Genomic DNA, 20,348 nt, shown 5'->3' on the forward strand with positions numbered 1-20,348 from the left:
AAAAGGTGATGTTATGAGTATGATACAGTGGGTATTTCTTATTCAGGGTATTATCGCTTTCGGTCTGGCCGGTTGCGTTGCCTATGTTGTCCTGAACCGCAAACGCTGAGAACAGCCCTGTGCCAGTCGCATTCTTAAAGCAAATGAGTGACGGCACCCGCAATTTCAGCGGCCTAATATGTGACGGGGCTGATTTATCCGGTCAGGATTTATCGGACTGTATTTTCACAGAATGCATATTTACAAATTGTAATTTCAAAGCCGCAATCCTTACTGAAACGCAATTCAATAAATGCCGTCTCAGTGGTGCGAACCTGTCCAATATTGACGGCAATAGCGCACAATTTTACGATTGCGATCTCTCCAATACACTGTGGAGCCGGTCCAATCTCAATGGCGTGAAATATTCACGCTCCAAACTTACCGGTGCGGATTTCACTGATTGCAGCCTGATCGGCACTGATTTTGAAGAATGTTTGCTGATTGCAGCTTTTCTGCCGCGCGCGTCGTTTCGCAATAAAATTCTGACAAATATGGATTTCAGCGAAGCTGATCTCAGAGAATGTGATTTCCGCGATACGGTCTTTCAGGATTGCCGGATGCGTGGCGCCACTTTACGGCTGAGCAAATTCAAAGGCGCTGATCTGCGTGGTTGCGATCTGGGCAGCCTGACATTTCACGATGCCTCAGTGCTCAAAGGTGCCATCATCTCAAAAAGTCAGGCAACGGATATCCTCAGCGGCATCGGTCTGCTGGTTCTGTAGAAACTATTTCTCAAGCACTGCAACGATTTCAGTAAAGCCACGCTTTTTAGCATGCTGAAGTGCTGTTACACCTTCATTATCAGGGATAGAAAGATCGGCACCGGCGGCTTTCAAAAGCTTTACAATTTCTACATGGGCAGGCCCGCCATCGCTCAGGATTACGGCTTCAATCAGCGCAGTCCAGCCGAGACGATTGACATGATCGACATCAACGCCGGCCTCAATCAGCGTGCGCACCGTTTCCACATGACCGCGCTCCGATGCCGGAATAAGTGCCGTACCGCCAAAGCGGTTGGTGCTTTTCAGATCAGCACCATGGTTCAAAGTCATTTTCAGAATTTCCAGATGGCCGCGTGCTCCGGCATAGAGATACGGGCTGTCCTGTATCATATCCTTGGCATTCACATCTGCACCGGCATCAATCAGAACTTTTGCCGCTTCGATCTGATTATTATGGGTTGCAACCAGCAATGCAGTCTGGCGGTGGTCGTTGCGTGTATCGGCTTTCACACCATCTTTCAGCAGGCTCTGAATAGTTGCGACATCACCGGTGGCAGCGGCATCCAGTAATTTGCGTTCTTTGCTGGCTGAGGCGGACATGGCAACTCCCGTGATTGTCAAAATAAAACCGGCAATAAGCAGAGTGCTTCTGAAAATATTCCGCAGGGACAATAAATGTGACATGTCTCTCTCCTCATTGAAAATACATCATGCGTGAACCGCCACACTGAGACAACAGTGCGGCGGTTGGGGCAATTATTTAAGCTGGTCTTTGACCTTGTCGAGTGCTTCAACTGCACAGGCTTCGTCCAGATGGCCGCCCGGTGCGCCGCCGACGCCGATTGCGCCGATGGTTGCATCGCCAATTTTAACCGGTACACCGCCAGCCAGTACGAGGAAGCCCGGAATGTTAGCCAGTTCTGCAGCTGCCGGATTTTTCTGGATATTTTCAGCCATTACGCCGGTTGGAGTGCGCGAAGAGGCCGAGGTAAAAGCCTTGGCGGTCGCTGCGGCAGGTGTATGAGCACCGGCATTATCAGCGCGCATCAGAGTGCGCAGCACGCCTGCACGGTCAACAACAGCTACGGCTACATTGTAGCCTTTGGCAGAGCAGGCAGCGATTGTTTCATTGGCAATGTTTACCGCAAGATCGAGCGGCATGTTCTTTTCCTGCAAAACCTGCGCGGAAGCAGCTGAGGTCAGTACAAGTGCCGCAGCACCGGCAAACAAAATGCGTTTCATGATCGTCTCCTGAGTGTTGATGAAAGCAACCGGCTTTCTGACACTCAATCTAGTGAAACAATCATTTTGCGTGAATCCGCGATACCGCTGAAAGCTCTAGGTAGAATTACGGATGCCCTGCACTGCTGCCGGATAATTGCAGCCGCACAAAATCCACCACTGAACTGGTTTCCAGTTTTTCGGCAATATTGGCGCGATGTGCATCAATGGTGCGCACGGAAATATTCAGCGCAGAGGCAATTTCTTTGCTGCCAAAACCTTTGCAGATCAGATCGAAAATCTCATGCTCGCGGTCGGTCAGTCTGGCAATCAGTTTTTGCGCTTCTGACCGTTCCAGAATTTTATCCAGCTCTTGAGAAGCTGTCTCCAGTGCCTCCAGTAAAACCTGCTCATCCACGGGCTTGGACAGAAAGTCGAGAATGCCTGCCTTGAAAGCACGCCGGCAGGCATTGATATCCCCGTGACCGGTAATCATAATCGCCGGCCAGTCGATCCCGCGTTCCAGCAGTTTTTGTTGCAGTTGCAAGCCGCTTATCATCGGCATACGCAAATCGAGTATCAGACAACCGGGCTTTTGCGGATCAACATGCGCCAGAAATGTCGCCGGATCACGGAATGTCTCCACATGCATGCCATAGGTCTGCAACAACAGCGACAATGCCTCGCGCACGGCCTCATCATCATCAATCAGATAAATTTTGAGATTTTTCATTCTGCTGCCTTTGATTGCTCAGGCTCAGCCATCGGAATGGTAATTGTAAAGATTGCACCGCCGGATGGTGCATTTGCTGCCGATATTTCCCCGTCAATCCGCTCAATCAGGGTTGCGCAGAGCGAAAGCCCCAGCCCCATACCCGCTTCACGGGTGGTGAAAAACGGCTCGAACAAACGCGGCAGAATATCATCGGCAATGCCGCCGCCATTATCAGCAATGCTCAGGATGAGCTGCCCGTCTCTGGCTTCAGCTGTCACAGTAATGCGTTTATCGCTGATCTCGCTCTGGCTCAGACTGTCGGCAGCATTGCGGATCAGATTATAAAGCACCTGCTCCATCTCTACCGGATCAGCAGTAACCATCGGCGATATTTTCTCGGTTTGTTGATGCAGGCTGATATTGCGTTGCGCCAGATCCGTGCGCAGTAATTCCGCCACATCGCGGATAATCTGGTTTATTTCTATAGATTTACGCTGTGGTTCATGATTGCTCATATAATTGCGCATACGCTGCAAAATCTCACCGGCACGCGATGCTTCCCGCACATTGGCGGCCAAAGCCTGTTTCAATAATTCAGGCCGCTCACCGGATGCCTCAAGGCGTAATGCGGCCTGACTTTGGCTCAGCAAGGCTGTCAGCGGTTGTGTCAGTTCATGAGCGATGCCGGAGGCCAGCTCGCCCATAGAATTCACCCGCGCCGCATGAGCAAGCCGCGTTTCATGTTCCGACAACTGTGCTTTCTGCTCGGCCTCTCTGGTCGCTTTTTGAAAACGCCAGAGCGCATAAGCACCGGTCAAAGCAATTAATGACAAAACCGCGAATAATATGGTGCGCAGCGGATCAATCACATCTGACAGCGCCATCGGACGGCTGAGACGCAGCAAAAGCGGCTGGTTCTGACTGTCGATTTTTTGAGAGAAAACCGGTTGCTCCAGAAAGCGCGATGCTACTGTTTGCAGACCGGACTGCTGTTCAAGAATAATCTTATCATTGATGGACAGGGTCAGATCTGCCCAATCCGGCCGCTCATCCGGTTCAATCATCAGAGCCGGATTGATAGCCATGAAAATCGCATAACCGGGATTGGCATTGTCGGATTTTTTGCCCAGATAATAACGGTCTGCCAGCTTGTCAGACAGATAAGTGCGCACCTCGCCCGGTTTTTGTTCTGCGACCTGCGCGGCAAAATCAACGGCGATATTATCATGCTCAGTCTCATCAACCATCAGCACAGGCTCTGCATTAACCTTGGAGCCGGTGCGGTTCAGCAGCATGACGTCAATTACACTGATGCGCGGGTAAAAGCGGATAATATTGCGCGATACCTGCCGCAAAGCATCCACCGGTGCCGGACTGGCAGAGAGGATCAGTGCGTTCAAACTGGTGAGGTGAGCATCATGCTGGGCGGCACGCTGCGACAGAACACGATGCAGCGCTGTGCCGGTTTGCTTCACCTCGTCACGCGCCTGATTAATGCTCTGACGGGCGGTGAATGCGACAAACAGCAATAGCAATATCAGCCAGATAACCGATATTGTCAGATAGGATTTCCAAATCTGTTTATTGCCCGTCAAACGCTTCCCCCATACACAATATTGTAATTACACTTGAATATCGCTGACATAATATAGTGCAACACGCAATGCACAGGCCGAAAAACTTCTTCATCACACAGGTTTGGGCTTGTCAGTGCGCTGTACTAAACGTCATAAAACGCATCCGGCCGGAGGATGAAATGATTAATTTACAACCTGTCAGAAGAGCAGATGCAACCGAACTGATCGCGGGCAATCTTGCGAGCCGCAATCATCATCATCCATGGATGCGCAATTTTACTGATCTCGCCGGTTTTGAAGACTGGTTTGGTAATCTGCAAAGCAGCGCATCACAGGCATTTGTTGTGCGCGATACGGAGAGCGGCAAGATTGCCGGTGTTTTCACCTTCAGCCAGATTTTTATGAAGGCGTTTTGCAGCGCCTATTTGAGCTATTACAGCATGGTGCATCTGGCCGGTCGCGGATTAATGACCGAAGGCCTGAAGCAGGCGGTGGCTTATGGCTTCAGGGAAATCGGCCTGCACCGGATTGAAGCTAATATCCAGCCGGACAATCTACGCTCCCTCGCCCTTGTCGAACGTGCGGGCTTTCACAAAGAAGGCTTTTCACCGCGCTATTTGTTTATCAATGGCGACTGGCGTGACCATGAACGCTGGGCGATTATCAACGATCAGTAGCATTATTCGCAGCGGATATATTTCAATACACCGACATAGGGCGGCCTGTTTGCTGATTTGTCATCAGACGGATGATTAATGCCATCGGTGACAAGAACCTCATCAAAATCAAACGGACTGACGCCCTCAAGACAAGCGGCATTAATACCATATTGCTGCGGGTTGGAACGGCGCTGATGGTGCGTATAAATCCCGCAAATTGAGCAGAAATAATGTTTCGCCGCCTTGGTATTGAACTGATAGAGCGTCAGCGCATCTTCACCGCTGATAATCTCCAAACCGCCAAGTTGCGCTGAGACAGCTACAGCCCCGCGCATCCGGCAATAGGAGCAAGTGCAGCGGCGCGCGGAGTTCAGCCCGTCGGACAGTTTCACCCGAAACCGCACGGTCCCGCAATGACAGGCACCGTTGACTGTTTTATTTGTCTCGCTCATCGCTCAGTTCTCCCATAAATTTCATGTCAGGTTAAAGCAAAAAGGCATCCACCTGAACAGGTGAATGCCTTTTCATTTCAATAAATTCTGATGGAAAAATTAGCCGAGTGCTTTTTCCAGTTCCGGAATGATTTCAAACAGGTCGCCGACCAGTCCGTAATCTGCGACCTGAAAGATCGGAGCTTCTTCGTCTTTATTGATCGCCACGATTACTTTGGAATCCTTCATCCCTGCCAGATGCTGGATAGCACCGGAAATACCGGCAGCGATGTAAAGATCTGGTGCGACCACCTTACCGGTTTGTCCGACCTGCCAGTCATTCGGCGCATAACCTGCATCCACTGCTGCGCGGCTTGCACCAACGGCAGCGCCGAGCTTATCCGCCACCGGTAGCATGACTTCCTGAAATTTCTCTGCGGAGCCAAGCGCACGGCCACCGGAAACAATGATCTTTGCCGAAGTCAGCTCCGGACGATCTCCGCCGGAAAGCTTTGCTTCAACAAATTTCGACAATTGCGGGTCATTGGCATAGGCAATATTTTCAACCGCAGCCGCCCCGCCCTTTTCTGCCGCAGCAAAACCGGCAGTACGCACAGTAATCACCTTTTTCGCATCCAGTGCCTGAACGGTTTGCAAGGCATTGCCGGCATAAATCGGGCGCTTGAATGTATCCGCCGAGATTACCTCGATAATGTCCGACACCTGCATCACATCAAGCAATGCAGCTACACGCGGGAGCACATTTTTGCCTGTGGTTGTGGCAGCGGCGATAATCACATCATAATCCGCGCTCAATGTCTGAATGAGATCGGCCAGTGGTTCTGCGAGCTGGTTTTCAAGTGCTGCATTTTCTGACAGCAACACTTTGCGTACACCTTTGAGGCTTGCTGCTGCATCAGCCGCAGATTTGGCATTTTGCCCTGCAACCAGCACATCCACATCACCACCGATAGCCAGTGCTGCGGTCAGCGCCTTTGCTGTCTGGTCTGACAGGGTCTGGTTGTCATGTTCCGCTAAAAGTAAAATTGCCATGATCTTATTTCCCTATCAAATCAGTCCGGCTTCGTTTTTCAGTTTTGCAACCAGTTCCTGCACATTGGCCACTTTAATACCTGCCTGACGGCTTTCCGGCTCTTCGGTTTTCAGAACCTTGAGACGCAATCCAGTATCTACGCCAAGTTCTGCCGCGCTTTTTTCATCAAGCGGCTTTTTCTTGGCTTTCATGATATTCGGCAGAGAAGCATAGCGAGGCTGGTTGAGACGCAGATCAACAGTCACCACCGCTGGCAGTTTCACTTCAATCGCCTGCAAACCACCGTCAACCTCACGAGTCACACCGGCTTTGCCTTCACCAAGTTCCAGTTCCGATGCAAAGGTTGCCTGTGACCAACCCAGCAGTGCCGAGAGCATCTGGCCGGTCTGGTTGGCATCATCATCAATCGCCTGTTTGCCGACGATCACCAGCTGTGGCTGCTCTTCCTCAACCAGTTTCTTTAGGATTTTAGCAACAGCAAGCGGTTCAACAGCATCATCCACTTTCACCAGAATACCGCGATCAGCCCCCATAGCCAGTGCTGTGCGTAGCGTTTCCTGCGCCTGTGTGGGGCCAACAGAAGCCACAATCACTTCCGAAACCTTGCCCGCTTCTTTGAGGCGCAACGCCTCCTCCACGGCAATTTCATCAAACGGGTTCATCGCCATTTTAACATTGGCAAGGTCAACACCACTGCCATCGGCCTTAACGCGGATTTTCACGTTGTAATCAACAACCCGTTTAACTGCGACCAGAACTTTCATGATTTTATCCTGTCAATTCAATGTATCAGACTGTTAAAATTACATTTTGCAACGCGAATTAGTCGGATCGTAGAGCGACTCTTCAACCACTTTTGCCTTACGCCATTCACCCAGCACCTGAACTTCCAGTTCCAGCCCGGTCTGATTGCCTAATTCCGGCGGCAGCAGGGCAAGGGCGATATCATGGCTGAAATGGCAGGAATAACCGCCGGAGGTAATACGGCCAACCAGTTTGCCATTGTGATAAACACCCTCATTCATCTGCACACTGGCACCATCTGTGGCGATGGTGATGGTGCAAATACGACGCTTCAGCCCCTCTTCGCGCTGGCGGACGAGAGCATCGCGGCCGATAAAGTCGCCTTTATCGAATTTGATGAAACGGTCGAGACTGCTTTCCAATGCCGTCAGTTCGGCATTCATATCGCGATACATAGCGCGGTAGGATTTATCGAGACGGCAGCATTCCAATGCGGCCAGACCGACCATGCGGATGCCAAATTCCTCACCGGCTTTCAGAATTTCATCCAGAAGATGACGCTGATAGCCGATCGGATGATAGAGTTCCCAGCCAAGCTCGCCTTCATATGTTACGCGCAGCATCCGCACATCACTGGCAAGACCGATTGTACCGGTCTGCATGCTCATCCACGGGAAAGCCGCATTGCTCAGATCAACCTCGGTGATCTTCTGCAACACATCGCGTGCCTTTGGCCCGACAAGCGTTAAAGCACCGCGTTCCATGGTGACATTGGTCAGTGTAACACTGCGGTCATCCGGCAGGATTTTTGATAATTCATCAAAGTTCAGGCGTTCGCCACGCGGTGTGGAGATCAGATAAAATGCATCCGGTTTGAAGCGGATAACCGTATATTCACTGACCACGCCGCCGTTTTTATTCAGGTGATGACAAAGACCGATACGTCCGAGCTTCGGTAGCTTATTGGCGAGAATGCCGTCCAGCCAGCTTTCAGCCTCCGGCCCCGAAACTTCAAATTTGGTCATCGGTGTCATTTCGATCAGGCCAACGCCTTCACGCACCGCAGTCACTTCTTCACGGATATATTTAGCCGCACGCTGGGTGTGGCGGAAGCTCAGATCAGGAATGGCTTCTTCTTTGCTTGGCGCAAACCATTGCGGCATTTCCCAGCCGTTCAGCACATCCCATACAGCGCCCATTTCAGTGAGGCGATCATAGGAAGGCGCGGTTTTCTGCGGACGGGATGCAGGCATGGTCTGACCCGGAAATTTAATATCCGCGTGTGTGCCCCATGTTTCCTGCACCTTGTGACGCGTCCAGGTTTTATTGGCATAATTGGAGAAACGACGCGGGTCGAGTTCCGACATATCTTTGGACGGCGCACCGTCGATAATCCATTCTGCCAGATGGAAGCCCAGTGTGCCGCCCCAGAGAATGCCGCCCGGCACACCTTCCGCAAGCCATACATTTGGCAGATCCCATGCAGGGCCAGCCAGCGGCAATTCATCGGCAGTCATCTGGAATGGCCCGCGCACATTGGCTTTAATGCCGGTGCGGGCAAGAGCCGGCACATAATCTGTGGCTACTTCCCAGTTCCACTCAACCGCGTCGAAATCCTCTTCCACCAGATCAGCGCCGAACCATTCCGGCACACCGTCCACGGCAAAGAGTTTCAGATGTTCAGTACGCTCATAAGGGCCAAACATCAATCCGTCACCCTCCTCGCGCAAGTATCCGGCAAAGCCTTCATCGCGCAGGATCGGCATTTCCGGCAGCCCCTGTTTTTTACGCTCAATAATTTCCGGTACCGCATCGGTGATCCAGTATTGGTGCAGGATCGGGATTGCCGGAATATCAATACCGAGCAATGCGCCGGTCTGGCGGGCATAATTGCCGGTCGCGGAAACAATATGTTCGCAGATAATATCGCCGTTATTGGTCGAGACTTTCCACTCGCCGTTTGGCAGACGTTCAAAAGTATTGACCTGCGTATTCTGATAGATTTTCTGCCCCATATCACGGGCACCTTTAGCCATCGCCATGGTCACGTCAGCCGGTGCGATATGTCCGTCATCCGGATGATAGAGTGCGCCGATCATATGCTTGTTATTTTCCAGCAGCGGCCAGAGTTCCATAGCCTCTTTTGGCGAAACCAGACGGGCATTGGTGCCTTGCGCCTCGGCCACATCCATATAGCTCTTATATTCATCCATCCGGTCGCGCGTATTGGCGATACGCAGCTGGCCGCATTTATGCCAGCCGACATTCTGGCCGGTTTCGGCTTCCAGTCCTTCATAAATCTCAATGGTTTTCGCAATCATACGGCCGACATTATTGCTGCGCGCATAAGAGGGAATAAGCCCTGCCGCATGCCATGTTGAGCCTGCTGTCAGCGATGTGCGTTCCAGCAGCGCACAATCTGTCCAGCCGCGTTTGGCCAGTGCATAGAGAACGGAAACCCCGACACAACCGCCGCCGACAACCACAACCCGTGCATAAGTTTGCATAATTCCACCCGATTTATTTTTATGAAAGATCGGTGCACCTCTCCTTAGTGCAATGATCTCAGACTGTTTTCATGTTTTCTCAGCGCGCAAAATTACGGCTGATTTTGATCTCACAATAGGATGCGGCAGATGCTTTGTGATCTTGTAAAAAAATAGTCCGAGGTATAACTTCAGATTATGCACAGACTCCGTAATCTCATTCCTTCCGCCAATTACCTGTTTGCCTTTGAGGCCGCAGCACGGCGTTTAAGCTTCACTGCCGCGGCCAAAGAGCTGAATGTCAGCCAGCCCGCAGTGAGTAAAACCATACGGTTACTTGAAGAATCGACAGGATTGAAACTGTTTCGCCGTGAAAGTGCGCGACTGGAGCTGACGCCGGAAGGACAGCGGCTCTATCAGGAGGTGCAGGCCTCTTTTGATCATCTGCATATGGTGATTTCGTCCCTGCAGCGAAAATACCAAAAAGACATTGTGCGCGCCTCATTCTCGGCGGTGTTTATCTCGCTATGGCTCTTGCCGCGCCTTGCAGATTTCAAAAACCGCTATCCGGAAATCGCGCTGCATATTGAGGAAAGCCCGAAAGATTATATTGATCTCGGCGAAGAGGATATTGACCTCTCCGCCCGTCTCGGTAATGGCGAATGGCAGGGCTTGCGCTCATGGCAGCTGTGTCTGGAAGAAACGGTCTGTGTGTGCAGTCCGGAATATCTGGCTGCTCATGGTCCTATTCATACGCCGGCCGATTTGCTCAACCACCGCCTGCTGCATTTTGAAGAAAAACATCGCTCCCGTATCGGCTGGCGTGAATGGCTTGAATATCAGGGTGTTTCCAGTGCCAAACTGCCTCATGATGTGGTGTTCAGCGATAATCTCGCTTCAATGCAGGCGGCAATTCACGGTCAGGGTATTTCGCTCGGCTGGCGGCATCTGATCGGCAGTTATCTGGAAAGTGGTAAACTGGTTATACCGCTGGAGAATTCCTACAAGGCCGGAAAGAGCATTTTTCTGGTGGCTCCGGCATCGCGCCAGATCAAGTCCGGCACAGAGAAATTCCGTGACTGGATTTTGGAGCAAATGCATCGGGAGTTGCCGCTTAACAATCCATAGCGGGTTTCTCTTTTAGAAATTACTTTATCCAACATCTTTAGAGCATTGATTAAATGGGAGTTACTATGGTTAAAGTTGCGTTTATCGGCCTCGGTGTTATGGGATATCCGATGGCTGGCCATCTCAAAACACGCGGCGAACATGAAGTAACCGTGTATAACCGCACCACGGCTAAGGCACAGGCCTGGGCGCAGGAATTTAAAGGCAGTTTTGCTACAACACCGGCCGAAGCTGCCCGTGGTCAGGATTTTGTGTTCTGCTGTGTCGGTAATGATGATGATCTGCGCTCAGTCACCCTTGGCGAAGACGGTGCATTTCAGAGCATGGGCAAAGACACTATCTTCATCGACAATACCACAGCCTCTGCTGAGGTTGCCCGTGAACTCGACAAGGAAGCCCGCCAGCGTGGTTTCCATTTCATCGATGCGCCGGTATCCGGCGGACAGACCGGTGCTGTGAATGGCGTTCTCACTGTGATGTGCGGCGCTGATGAGGCTGTTTTCGATAAAGCCAAGCCGGTTATTTCTGCCTATGCCCGTTCGGTTGGTTTGATGGGCGCTGTTGGTAACGGTCAGCTCGCCAAGATGATGAACCAGATTTGCATTGCCGGTATTGTTCAGGGACTGGCTGAGGCCATTCATTTCGGTAAATGTGCCGGACTGGATATTCAGACCGTGATTGATGTGCTGTCCAAAGGTGCTGCCGGTTCATGGCAGATGGAAAACCGCACACCGACAATGATTAAAGGCGAATATGAATTCGGCTTTGCTGCTGACTGGATGCGCAAGGACCTGAAAATCTGTCTTGAGGAAGCAGATCGCAATGGTGCCACGCTCGCTCTGACTGCCCTCGTGGATCAATATTACAAGGATGTGCAGAAACTTGGCGGCGGTCGCTGGGATACATCGTCCTTGCTCGCCCGTCTCGAAAAATAAACCGCTAAAGTGCTGTTTAAGCACATAAAAAGGCGCTGCGATCACCACAATCGCAGCGCCTTTTCTTTATCCGATCATGCGATCAGAATTTAATTTTAGCAGAAACAGTCATGCCTCCCACCAGGTCATTGGAAAAATCTGCTTTTGATCCAGTAGGTTTTGCTTCGCCATTAACTACGCGGTCATCGAGTGTGCCAGAGCCAAGCCAACCCAATGCACCAGCTAAGCGAATTTCGAAATTTTCCTGAGGCTTGTAAGATGCACCAAGACCGAACAACCATACATCTGTCTGAGATGTAAGGCCTGTGCTTGTTGCTCGATCCCATGTAATTGTTGCAGCACCCGACCATTGATCGTTAAATTTATGACCAATACCACCCATAACAGTCCAGCCGTCTTTGTAGTATAAATTTAATGCTGTAACTTCAGCTCCGGGTTGGAAAATTCCGTATCGTGCACCAGTATTATTAAATCCGACACGATCAACACTTGACCAGTCTGTCCATTTAACACCCGCCAAAGCCAACCAGCCAGGTGCTATACCTGTTTGAAATTTAACATCAATAGATTGTGGTGTTGAAACTTCACCCATCACATTCGCTGCTGCGCCGGGGAATACACCGTCGACAGTGCCACTTAGTTCGTATTTAACTTTGGACTGATAAACAACACTGGTGCGTAAAGCTATTTCCGGGATTTCATAAGCGGCACCAATACGCCAGCCAAAACTTTCATCCTCTACATCAAGTGTACCAATACGAAAAGGCAAAGTACCGACACCAGGGATTGCCTGTTGTGGCAGCAGACGTGTTTGATAGCCTTTTAGCTCCTGATAACTGACGCCGCCAAGAATGCGTACGAAACTCTTATCCGTTACAGCAAAGCGATACGAGCAGTTCAGACCATAATCGCGTGATGAGATTTTTTGTTTGATGGCGGTATACATACGCTCTGTACCCATACCTACATCAGTTTCAATACCCCATGGCTGACGATATTGTGCTGCACAAGCAAGTTCATCTGTTAACTGAAAACGTGCTGAGATTTTAGGCACCCAATAAGAGGTGGCTTCATCAACTGAAGTCTCGTACGGTTTTCCCGTCGTAGGATTGATACCTCTTGTAATAGCACCAACCGTAGAGCCACCAATGTTCTTCAGCTTACGCTGCGGCGCAACAAAAGTCGCACCGGTTTCCACCACATTGCCTTCTTCAAATAAAATATCGAAATCCTGAGAACTGCGCTCCAGACCACCGGCATGCGCGGTCAAAATTCCCCCCGACAATGCCAGCGACACGGCAGATAATTTCAAGGCAGTTTTAAGCATATTGTCCCTCAATTTTTATACTTAATTTTGACGTGAGCGTAACATGCCGAATGGGTTCTGCAAGTACAAGAAAGTTGAAAACGAACCACCGGTTCGTCACAGAGTCGACCGAAAATCAGATTTTTGATCGTCTTACTCAGTTTTTTTGTGAGTTGCCGTATAAATTCACATCCAAAACGTCAGTTTTGACCTGATTTTGCCTTCAAAACGTGCGCTGTGCCAAATATGTCACGCAAAAAAGACAATCGTTTTTCACCTCTTGAAACCTATACCGCGCCACCGGTCTTGCGCATTTCAAACGTGATGCAGCAGATCAGTTTCAGCATCATTGTTTGTAAAAATGCTGCATTCACATTACAGAACTTTAATTCAAAACTCAATAAACATAGATAAATCAAATAGTTGTAAGTTTTCCGAATAAACCACAGAATCAATCCGATTAACCCGCAGCCTGATTTGCCGGTTACTGTTTGAATGAGGCATCAAAAGAAAGCGCCCTCAAATCAGTGTGATTTGAGGGCGCTTTCGTTCTTTAGGTATCTCTAAAAGGTCGGTTTATTCGGCATCCTTCAGGCGCTGCATGGCAACTGCAATTTTGCCCTGTGCTTCCTGCAATTCAGCAAAACGGGCACGGTCTGCTTCCACAACTTCCGGCTTGGCATTGGCAACGAATTTCTCATTTGAGAGCTTCTTGTCAATTTTCTCCATTTCGGCTGTGAGCTTGCCACTTTCTTTTTCAAGACGCAGCATTTCCGCACCAAGATCAATCAGGCTGCCAAGCGGCATGCAATAGGTCGCCTCGCCGACAACCAGCTGTGCAGAGCCCTTTGGCGCGGCATCAGACAGGCTGATATCAGCAACACGGGACAGACGTTTGATTGCCGCATCATGATGCGCCAGACGTTCTTTGGTCAGCGCATTGGCTTCAAGAACCGCAAGCGGTGCCTGTGCTGACGGCGGAACATTCATTTCCGAGCGAACGGAACGAATGCCGCTGACCAGTTCGATCAGCCAGTTGATATCATCAGCAGCAGATGCATCTTCGAAGGACAAATCAGGCCATGGTGCATGGGCAAGCAGCGTCTCGCGGCTCTGTCCTTCACCGGCTGTCAGGCTCCATAGTTCTTCCGTCATAAACGGCATGAACGGATGCAGCAGCTTGTAGATTTCATCCAGACAATAAGCTGCACAAGCCTGCGCTTCACGCTTTGCATCTTCATCATCACCCATGAAAATCGGCTTGAGAAGTTCCAGATACCAGTCACAGAACTGGTTCCAGACAAAACGATAGGCAGAACTTGCCGCATCATTGTAGCGGTAAGTTGTAATGCCCTCAGTGATGGCTCTGGTCGCGCGTGTCAGCTCGGTCAGAATCCAGCGGTTAACCGCCAGTTTCGCATCTTCCGGTTTGAAATCCGGCTGGCGGCTCACACCGTTCATCTGCGCAAAGCGTGTCGCATTCCACAGCTTGGTGCCGAAGTTGCGGTAACCGGCAATACGTGCCGGATCGAGCTTCACGTCGCGTCCCTGTGCGGCCATGATCGCCAGCGAGAAACGCAGCGCATCGGCGCCGTATTCATCAATCAGGTCAAGCGGATTGATAACATTGCCTTTGGACTTCGACATTTTCGCGCCGTTCTTGTCACGCACCAGAGCGTGAACATAAACGGTGTGGAACGGCTCTTCTTTCATGAAGTGCAGACCCATCATCATCATACGGGCAACCCAGAAGAAGATGATGTCAAAACCTGTTACCAGCACATCTGTCTGATAATAGGTGTCGAGTTCCGGTGTCTTATCCGGCCAGCCAAGGGTCGAGAAAGGCCACAGCGCTGAGGAGAACCATGTATCCAGCACGTCACAATCACGGGTCAGCGATGTCGGTTCACCGTAATGTTTCTGAGCTGCGGCAAGAGCTTCTGTTTCGCTCTTTTCTACGAAAATTGTACCATCCGGACCATACCACGCAGGAATCTGATGACCCCACCACAGCTGGCGGGAAATACACCATGGCTGAATGTTTTCCATCCAGTCATAATAGGTCTTTTCCCATGTTTTCGGTACAATCGCTGTACGGCCTTCACGAACAGACGCAATGGCCGGCTTGGCCATTTCCGCAGCATTTACATACCACTGGTCAGTCAGCAATGGTTCAATCGGCACACCGCCGCGGTCGCCATGCGGCACCATGTGGGTGTGGTCTTCGATTTTCTCGAGATAGCCACCTTCTTCCATCATCTCAACAATGGCTTTACGCGCCTTGAAGCGATCCTGATCGTGGAAGCGTTCAATCAGCGCATCCAGCTCAGCAGATGGTGTCAGGCCTTCCGCAAAGTCCTCATTGTCCTGAAGCAAAATGGTAGCAACAGGTGACATGATGTTGATTTTACGTAAGTTATTACGTTTTCCGACTTCCGCATCATTAAAATCATGCGCAGGCGTAATTTTAACCGCGCCGGAACCGGATTCCGGATCAGCATAATCCTCACCAACGATCGGCAGCGCACGGCCAACCAGTGGCAATACGGCATTTTTGCCGATACGGGACTGATAGCGCGGGTCTTCAGGATTAACCGCAATACCGCTATCGCCCAGCATTGTTTCAGGACGGGTTGTTGCAACAACAATATAAGTGTCCGGATTTTCCGCATCAAAAGCCACGCCTTCCAGCGGATAGCGGAAGTGCCACAAATGACCTTTGATTTCACGCTGTTCAACTTCGATATCCGAGATTGCTGTCTGCAATTTCGGATCCCAATTGACCAGACGTTTGTCTTTATAAATCAGGCCTTCTTTGTAGAGCGTGACGAAAACTTCCAGAACGGCTTTGGACAGACCTTCGTCCATTGTGAAGCGTTCACGCGACCAGTCACAGGACGCACCAAGGCGACGCAACTGATTGAAAATCAGACCGCCGGATTCTTCTTTCCACTGCCAGATGCGCTCAACGAATTTCTCACGCCCCATTTCATGACGGTTCGGCTCCTGCCGTTCCATCAGCTGGCGTTCAACAACCATCTGCGTTGCAATACCGGCATGATCCATGCCCGGCTGCCACAGCACGTTTTTGCCGCGCATGCGCTCAAAGCGCACCATAATATCCTGAATGGTATTATTGAGGGCATGGCCCATATGCAGAGAACCGGTGACATTCGGCGGCGGGATCACCACAGCAAACGGATCCGCACCCGGCTTGGAACCCGCACCGGCTTTAAAAGCCTGCGCTTTTTCCCAAATATCAGCAATTTTTGGCTCGGTAGCCGCGGAATCGTAGGTTTTCTCTAACATAAAAAACTCTGTCTCTTTATATGAAGGCAGGCGCAACGAAAGCAGTGATCGTTCAATCCTGCCTTAGCAGCAGCAGATCCGACCACCTATCCGGTACAAACAAGTCTCAGTGATATGTTTCAAAGCAAGTTTGAAACAAAGAATCAAGGAAAACTGCGTGCCTCACACTGCAAATCACGGTATTTCCGTATTCTATATAGGATGGCTTTAAACATAAAAACAGCCCCGTTTACAGTGGTAAAGGGGCTGTAAATCCGCAATTGAGCATTCTTTCCGTCAGCCGCGGCGGACGACGCGCTCGATTTCCTCACGCACCAGTCGTTCGACAAGCGGCGGCAGATTGGTATCAAGCCATTCCTGCAACATCGGGCGCAGCATAGCTTCCATTTTCTCATTAAGCAGACGCTTCTGCTCTTCGATAAGAGCCTGACTGAGACTGCCGAAAGATGCTGCAACCTGCTTTTCCGCTGCTTCTGAAATCAGAGACTTGTCCTGTGCAGGAGCGGATACAGTTTGCGGAGCGGTTTCAAATGCTTTTTCAGACACAGTGGCAACCTCTTCTTTTGCGGCTGGCTGGGTCATGGACACAACCCGCTTTTCTGCAACCTGCATAAGAAGCGCCTCTGACATTTTTATGGCATCACTCTTAGGTTGTTCGGTAGCGGCAACAACAACCGGCGGCACCGGTGGGTTGACCGTCGCAATACGCACATGAGCAACATTGCGCTCATGCATTTCAGCCCGTGTCAGTTCCGGCTTTTGTGCTGGTGATGCCTGTTCCTGAATGCTGCCACGCAAGATCGCATCCAGCGTGAATGAAGGTGCCGGCTGAGTTTCAGCAGTTGTGGTTTCTGACGAAACAACAGCATTATTAGTTGGCGCTGTTTCTAAAGAAACAGCGTGGTTGTTTGCTTGTACTGTTTCCGAAGAAACAGCACGGGGAAACTGGGCAACCTCCCCGCGTTTTTCTTCTGCAGGCGGTTCTGAGGTTTTAACTGTTTCAGCGCGGTTTTCAGGCTGTGCTTTTGCAGCCGGAGCTGATGTCAGATCAGCTGTTGCCTGTTTTGTGACATCGCTGTCTTCAATAATTCTGCGAATGGAAGCCAGAATTTCTTCCATGGACGGTTCACGTGTTGCGCTGGAAGTCTGAGCCATATCGTGCAGCATCCTTTGGCTGTCGCTTATCTGCGGAAACGGCTTGTTTAGCCTTAAGTTTTCTCCGGCAGAATAATGCGTAAAATTCTTCAGTCTGAAAATTCAACGAATCTTAGCTCTAAAGTACAGAACCATTGCTGATTTGAGAATCCCTGCAGACCCCGCTGCGGCGTAAAACACAGATTTCTTAAGTGATTTTTAACTATTGCTGTCATTGTGGCCGCGTAACGCTCGCGGAAATGTCAGCTGAAAACAAAAAAGCGGCGCATAATGCGCCGCTTTTTAAAAGCTTGAATCTAATCCTGATTAGCGGCCGTCCGGCGTACGCAGACCGATCCACTTATCTTTCACAGCATCATAATGCTGTTCAGGCTTATATTCTGCAACCTGCAGACCGATCTGGCGTGCTGTAAGGCGGCCAACGGATGAAAGCACAGCATAGCTTGCCACAACAACATCACGTTCAGCCTGAACCTGCTGGATCTGAACATCGACCAGATCATTCTGGGCGTTCAAAACATCAAGTGTTGTACGCTGACCAACATTGCGCTCCTCAATCACGCCGTCCAATGCGAGACGTGCTGCGGAGATACCGTCGCGATAGGCAGACAGGGATGCTTTTGCGGCTTCAAGCTGCGACCATGATGAGGCCACGGCGGCACGCACCTGATCCTGCACAACATCAATCTGAATACGCGCCTGACCAAGCTGTTCTTTAGATTTGCGAACAGTTGCAGATGTTTTGCCGCCCGAATAAATCGGAACAGTAACGCCGACACCGATCGAAGCGGAATTGCCGTTACCAGCCATTGGCAGACCGGAATAAACCGATGAATGCGAAGCGGACGCCGTTACGCCGACAGTCGGCAGCAAGGCACCTTCTTTAGCTTTCACATTATGACCGGCAGCATCCATGGCAAATTGCATTGCCTTAACACCAGGGTGACCGGCTTCAGCAATCGCATAGGCCTGAGCAATGCTCTTTGGCAGCGATTTACCGGCAGGCTTGGCGGCCTGCAATTTATCCGGAGCAGAGCCGGTTACCTGACGGTAGACTGCTTCTGCCGATTTAACATTGGCAAGAGCAGCATTGAGCTGCGCAACAGCAGCGGAGCGCTGCGCATCGGCCTGCGCTACGTCAGTACGGGTACCTTCACCAACATCCAGACGGGCTTTGGCTGCACGAACCTGCTCGTTCAATGCGGCCAGATTTTTCTGGCGCAGAGAAGCGATCTGGCGGTTCTGGTAAACATCCATATAGGCCTGAACAGCTTCGAACAGACGGTTCTGCTCGTCATTGCGAAGATTTTCGCGCTGGGCGTATACGTTACTTTCGGCCGCCGCCACGCTGTTTTTTGTTTGGAAACCATCGAACAGTGTCTGGTTCAGCTGAATGCCGACCTCGCCTGTTGTCGAATACATATCAGTCGTGCCGTTACGGCTGCGGCCATATTTATATGTGCCGCTCAGTGTCGGGCGGTAGCCTGATTTGGCAATTGCCACATCTTCATCAACTGCGCGCAGACCGGCGCGGGATGAATTGAGCGAAGCATTATTGTGATATGCTTTTTGCATTGCTCCGAACAGCGTTTCCGCCATGACAGGAGCCGGTGCGAGTACCGTGCTCGCTAATAGTGCAACAGCTAAAACCTGTTTGCGTAAATTGACCACGGTTTACCCCATACAATTCGAATCAAATTTCCCAAACTCATTCGGGCATTTGCTAATAACGGGTAAAAATCGGATTTTCCACCCATCAGCTTAATTCATTAATAAACAAATTGTTATTGTTGCCAAAACAACAATTTCTGGTCTGCCACAATTTTTACCCTTTTGTAAGCGGCGGGCTAAAAATAGTGGTTTTCAACGAGTGTGACAATATCAGGTTACACAGAGATTTTAAGCTTAAATATCGGTAATAAACAAAAAGCCTGCCGCGGAGATCCGTGACAGGCTTTCTGAAAAGAATTTATTGCGTATCAGAATACGAATTCGGCCGCATGACGGAAGCCCGGCAGCAGTTTCACCGCAGCATTAAATACACCGCGACGGGATACGATACCGTCTTCTTTCACATAAATATGCGCAACGCCCATATTGCCCTGCCCTTCGATAGCAACCAGACGGCCGCCGTCTCTGAGTTGTGCCTGCAGAGCTTCCGGAACAAAATCAACTGCGCCTTCAATGATGATGACATCAAACGGGGCTTCTTTAGGGTAGCCGGCAGTCAGTTCACCGCTGACAACCACAACATTGTCGCAACCCAGTGCCTGCAGTTTTTCCGAAGCCGTGGCAGCGAAATCCGCATTGCTTTCAAGAGCGATCACCGAGCTTGCAAGCTGCGACAGAACCGCTGCCAGATAGCCTGTGCCGCAACCGATATCGAGCACCACATCCTGTTTTTTGACCGATGCAAGCTGCACCAGACGGGCTGCCGGTGATGGTTCCATCAGATAGCGCGCACCTTCCGGTGTTTCTGCCAGCAGCTGATCTTCATCAATATAGGCCAGCTCACGACGGTGCGCCGGTACAAATTCTTCACGCGGAACTGCCAGAAAAGCATCCAGAACAGCAAGATCCGTCACATCCGTCGTGCGGATCTGCGTATCAACCATATTAACACGAAGCTCGCGGAAATCGGCTGTCATAGCCCTAAACCTTTCCTGTGCGTTTGACGCACGTAATAATCTCAATCTCACATTGCAGCTTACCTGACCGCGGCAGCAATGCCTGATCGGGATTTAAAATTTGCTGCAACATTCTGCAATAAACACAGAAGCATTATACAGGCAGAAACCTGCACTTCCATGAAAATCATTTTCGCTGATTTGGCAAAAATACACCGCGCAGTCAATCAAAGACCG

General features: G+C 50.6%; 17 protein-coding genes. 4 read left to right on the forward strand and 13 right to left on the reverse strand.

Features of this window, described 5'->3' with window-relative positions; translation table 11 throughout:
- Nucleotides 1-119: 119 nt before the first annotated feature.
- Nucleotides 120-764 carry a pentapeptide repeat-containing protein gene (locus tag BKD14_RS08335; protein ID WP_175576082.1) on the forward strand — a complete coding sequence of 215 codons (645 nt, stop codon included), beginning with the start codon at nt 120-122 and terminating at the stop codon, nt 762-764.
- A gap of 3 nt (nt 765-767) precedes the next feature.
- Here BKD14_RS08335 and BKD14_RS08340 read toward each other — a convergent pair whose 3' ends face one another.
- The 4 genes from BKD14_RS08340 to BKD14_RS08355 form a co-directional block, all read right to left on the reverse strand.
- Complete coding sequence (locus tag BKD14_RS08340) at nt 768-1,364, reverse strand: ankyrin repeat domain-containing protein (RefSeq protein ID WP_210215504.1); 597 nt, start codon at nt 1,362-1,364, stop codon at nt 768-770.
- A gap of 156 nt (nt 1,365-1,520) precedes the next feature.
- On the reverse strand, nt 1,521-2,006 hold the full coding sequence (locus BKD14_RS08345; protein ID WP_083646938.1) for a heme-binding protein: 486 nt from the start codon (nt 2,004-2,006) through the stop codon (nt 1,521-1,523).
- Nucleotides 2,007-2,112: 106 nt separating this feature from the next.
- A complete protein-coding gene (locus BKD14_RS08350; RefSeq protein WP_075655162.1) occupies nt 2,113-2,718 on the reverse strand; it encodes a response regulator in 606 nt (201 codons plus the stop codon).
- The gene (locus BKD14_RS08355) at nt 2,715-4,295 is read right to left on the reverse strand and encodes an ATP-binding protein (RefSeq protein ID WP_075655164.1); all 1,581 of its coding nucleotides are present in this window, start codon (nt 4,293-4,295) and stop codon (nt 2,715-2,717) included. Before BKD14_RS08355 ends, BKD14_RS08350 begins: the two co-directional genes overlap by 4 nt.
- Before the next feature lie 161 nt (nt 4,296-4,456).
- On the opposite strand from BKD14_RS08355, the gene BKD14_RS08360 reads away from it, so the two are divergent.
- The gene (locus tag BKD14_RS08360; protein WP_075655166.1) at nt 4,457-4,954 is read left to right on the forward strand and encodes a GNAT family N-acetyltransferase; all 498 of its coding nucleotides are present in this window, start codon (nt 4,457-4,459) and stop codon (nt 4,952-4,954) included.
- A 2-nt stretch (nt 4,955-4,956) separates the two neighbouring features.
- On the opposite strand, the gene BKD14_RS08365 is transcribed toward BKD14_RS08360, so the two are convergent.
- From BKD14_RS08365 to BKD14_RS08380, 4 genes are all read right to left on the reverse strand, one after another.
- Nucleotides 4,957-5,388: a GFA family protein gene (locus BKD14_RS08365; protein WP_075655168.1), complete on the reverse strand. Its 432-nt coding sequence runs from the start codon at nt 5,386-5,388 to the stop codon at nt 4,957-4,959.
- 99 nt (nt 5,389-5,487) lie between these two features.
- The gene (locus BKD14_RS08370; RefSeq protein WP_075655170.1) at nt 5,488-6,420 is read right to left on the reverse strand and encodes an electron transfer flavoprotein subunit alpha/FixB family protein; all 933 of its coding nucleotides are present in this window, start codon (nt 6,418-6,420) and stop codon (nt 5,488-5,490) included.
- A 15-nt stretch (nt 6,421-6,435) separates the two neighbouring features.
- Nucleotides 6,436-7,185, reverse strand: a complete 750-nt coding sequence (locus BKD14_RS08375) for an electron transfer flavoprotein subunit beta/FixA family protein (RefSeq protein ID WP_022711761.1) — start codon at nt 7,183-7,185, stop codon at nt 6,436-6,438.
- Nucleotides 7,186-7,224: 39 nt separating this feature from the next.
- Nucleotides 7,225-9,672: an FAD-dependent oxidoreductase gene (locus BKD14_RS08380; protein WP_075655172.1), complete on the reverse strand. Its 2,448-nt coding sequence runs from the start codon at nt 9,670-9,672 to the stop codon at nt 7,225-7,227.
- A gap of 177 nt (nt 9,673-9,849) precedes the next feature.
- On the opposite strand from BKD14_RS08380, the gene BKD14_RS08385 reads away from it, so the two are divergent.
- Together BKD14_RS08385 and BKD14_RS08390 are read left to right on the forward strand one after the other, a co-directional pair.
- Nucleotides 9,850-10,779: a LysR substrate-binding domain-containing protein gene (locus BKD14_RS08385; RefSeq protein WP_075655174.1), complete on the forward strand. Its 930-nt coding sequence runs from the start codon at nt 9,850-9,852 to the stop codon at nt 10,777-10,779.
- A gap of 65 nt (nt 10,780-10,844) precedes the next feature.
- On the forward strand, nt 10,845-11,714 hold the full coding sequence (locus tag BKD14_RS08390) for an NAD(P)-dependent oxidoreductase (protein ID WP_075655176.1): 870 nt from the start codon (nt 10,845-10,847) through the stop codon (nt 11,712-11,714).
- Nucleotides 11,715-11,796: 82 nt separating this feature from the next.
- Here BKD14_RS08390 and BKD14_RS08395 read toward each other — a convergent pair whose 3' ends face one another.
- The 5 genes from BKD14_RS08395 to BKD14_RS08415 form a co-directional block, all read right to left on the reverse strand.
- Nucleotides 11,797-13,041, reverse strand: coding sequence for an OmpP1/FadL family transporter (locus BKD14_RS08395; RefSeq protein WP_083646940.1), 1,245 nt, complete (start codon nt 13,039-13,041; stop codon nt 11,797-11,799).
- Between the two features lie 555 nt (nt 13,042-13,596).
- Nucleotides 13,597-16,329 (reverse strand): valine--tRNA ligase, encoded by a 2,733-nt coding sequence (locus BKD14_RS08400; protein ID WP_075655771.1) that lies wholly within the window; start codon nt 16,327-16,329, stop codon nt 13,597-13,599.
- A 276-nt stretch (nt 16,330-16,605) separates the two neighbouring features.
- Nucleotides 16,606-17,484: a DUF2497 domain-containing protein gene (locus tag BKD14_RS08405; RefSeq protein WP_075655178.1), complete on the reverse strand. Its 879-nt coding sequence runs from the start codon at nt 17,482-17,484 to the stop codon at nt 16,606-16,608.
- Between the two features lie 306 nt (nt 17,485-17,790).
- The gene (locus BKD14_RS08410; protein ID WP_022711751.1) at nt 17,791-19,083 is read right to left on the reverse strand and encodes a TolC family outer membrane protein; all 1,293 of its coding nucleotides are present in this window, start codon (nt 19,081-19,083) and stop codon (nt 17,791-17,793) included.
- A 380-nt stretch (nt 19,084-19,463) separates the two neighbouring features.
- Nucleotides 19,464-20,132, reverse strand: a complete 669-nt coding sequence (locus BKD14_RS08415) for a protein-L-isoaspartate O-methyltransferase (protein ID WP_022711750.1) — start codon at nt 20,130-20,132, stop codon at nt 19,464-19,466.
- Between the last annotated feature and the right edge of the window lie 216 nt (nt 20,133-20,348).

The organism is Pseudochrobactrum sp. B5 (assembly GCF_001939785.1).
Taxonomy (GTDB): Bacteria; Pseudomonadota; Alphaproteobacteria; order Rhizobiales; family Rhizobiaceae; genus Pseudochrobactrum; species Pseudochrobactrum saccharolyticum.

Bases quoted from the DNA above. Each gene is read 5' to 3' on its own strand.
- BKD14_RS08380 (WP_075655172.1), bottom strand. From the start codon at position 9,672: ATGCAAACTTATGCACGGGTTGTGGTTGTCGGCGGCGGTTGTGTCGGG.
- BKD14_RS08400 (WP_075655771.1), bottom strand. From the start codon at position 16,329: ATGTTAGAGAAAACCTACGATTCCGCGGCTACCGAGCCAAAAATTGCT.
- BKD14_RS08395 (WP_083646940.1), bottom strand. From the start codon at position 13,041: ATGCTTAAAACTGCCTTGAAATTATCTGCCGTGTCGCTGGCATTGTCG.
- BKD14_RS08365 (WP_075655168.1), bottom strand. From the start codon at position 5,388: ATGAGCGAGACAAATAAAACAGTCAACGGTGCCTGTCATTGCGGGACC.
- BKD14_RS08385 (WP_075655174.1), top strand. From the start codon at position 9,850: ATGCACAGACTCCGTAATCTCATTCCTTCCGCCAATTACCTGTTTGCC.
- BKD14_RS08360 (WP_075655166.1), top strand. From the start codon at position 4,457: ATGATTAATTTACAACCTGTCAGAAGAGCAGATGCAACCGAACTGATC.
- BKD14_RS08415 (WP_022711750.1), bottom strand. From the start codon at position 20,132: ATGACAGCCGATTTCCGCGAGCTTCGTGTTAATATGGTTGATACGCAG.
- BKD14_RS08375 (WP_022711761.1), bottom strand. From the start codon at position 7,185: ATGAAAGTTCTGGTCGCAGTTAAACGGGTTGTTGATTACAACGTGAAA.
- BKD14_RS08350 (WP_075655162.1), bottom strand. From the start codon at position 2,718: ATGAAAAATCTCAAAATTTATCTGATTGATGATGATGAGGCCGTGCGC.
- BKD14_RS08405 (WP_075655178.1), bottom strand. From the start codon at position 17,484: ATGGCTCAGACTTCCAGCGCAACACGTGAACCGTCCATGGAAGAAATT.
- BKD14_RS08340 (WP_210215504.1), bottom strand. From the start codon at position 1,364: ATGTCCGCCTCAGCCAGCAAAGAACGCAAATTACTGGATGCCGCTGCC.
- BKD14_RS08410 (WP_022711751.1), bottom strand. From the start codon at position 19,083: ATGGCGGAAACGCTGTTCGGAGCAATGCAAAAAGCATATCACAATAAT.
- BKD14_RS08390 (WP_075655176.1), top strand. From the start codon at position 10,845: ATGGTTAAAGTTGCGTTTATCGGCCTCGGTGTTATGGGATATCCGATG.
- BKD14_RS08370 (WP_075655170.1), bottom strand. From the start codon at position 6,420: ATGGCAATTTTACTTTTAGCGGAACATGACAACCAGACCCTGTCAGAC.
- BKD14_RS08345 (WP_083646938.1), bottom strand. From the start codon at position 2,006: ATGAAACGCATTTTGTTTGCCGGTGCTGCGGCACTTGTACTGACCTCA.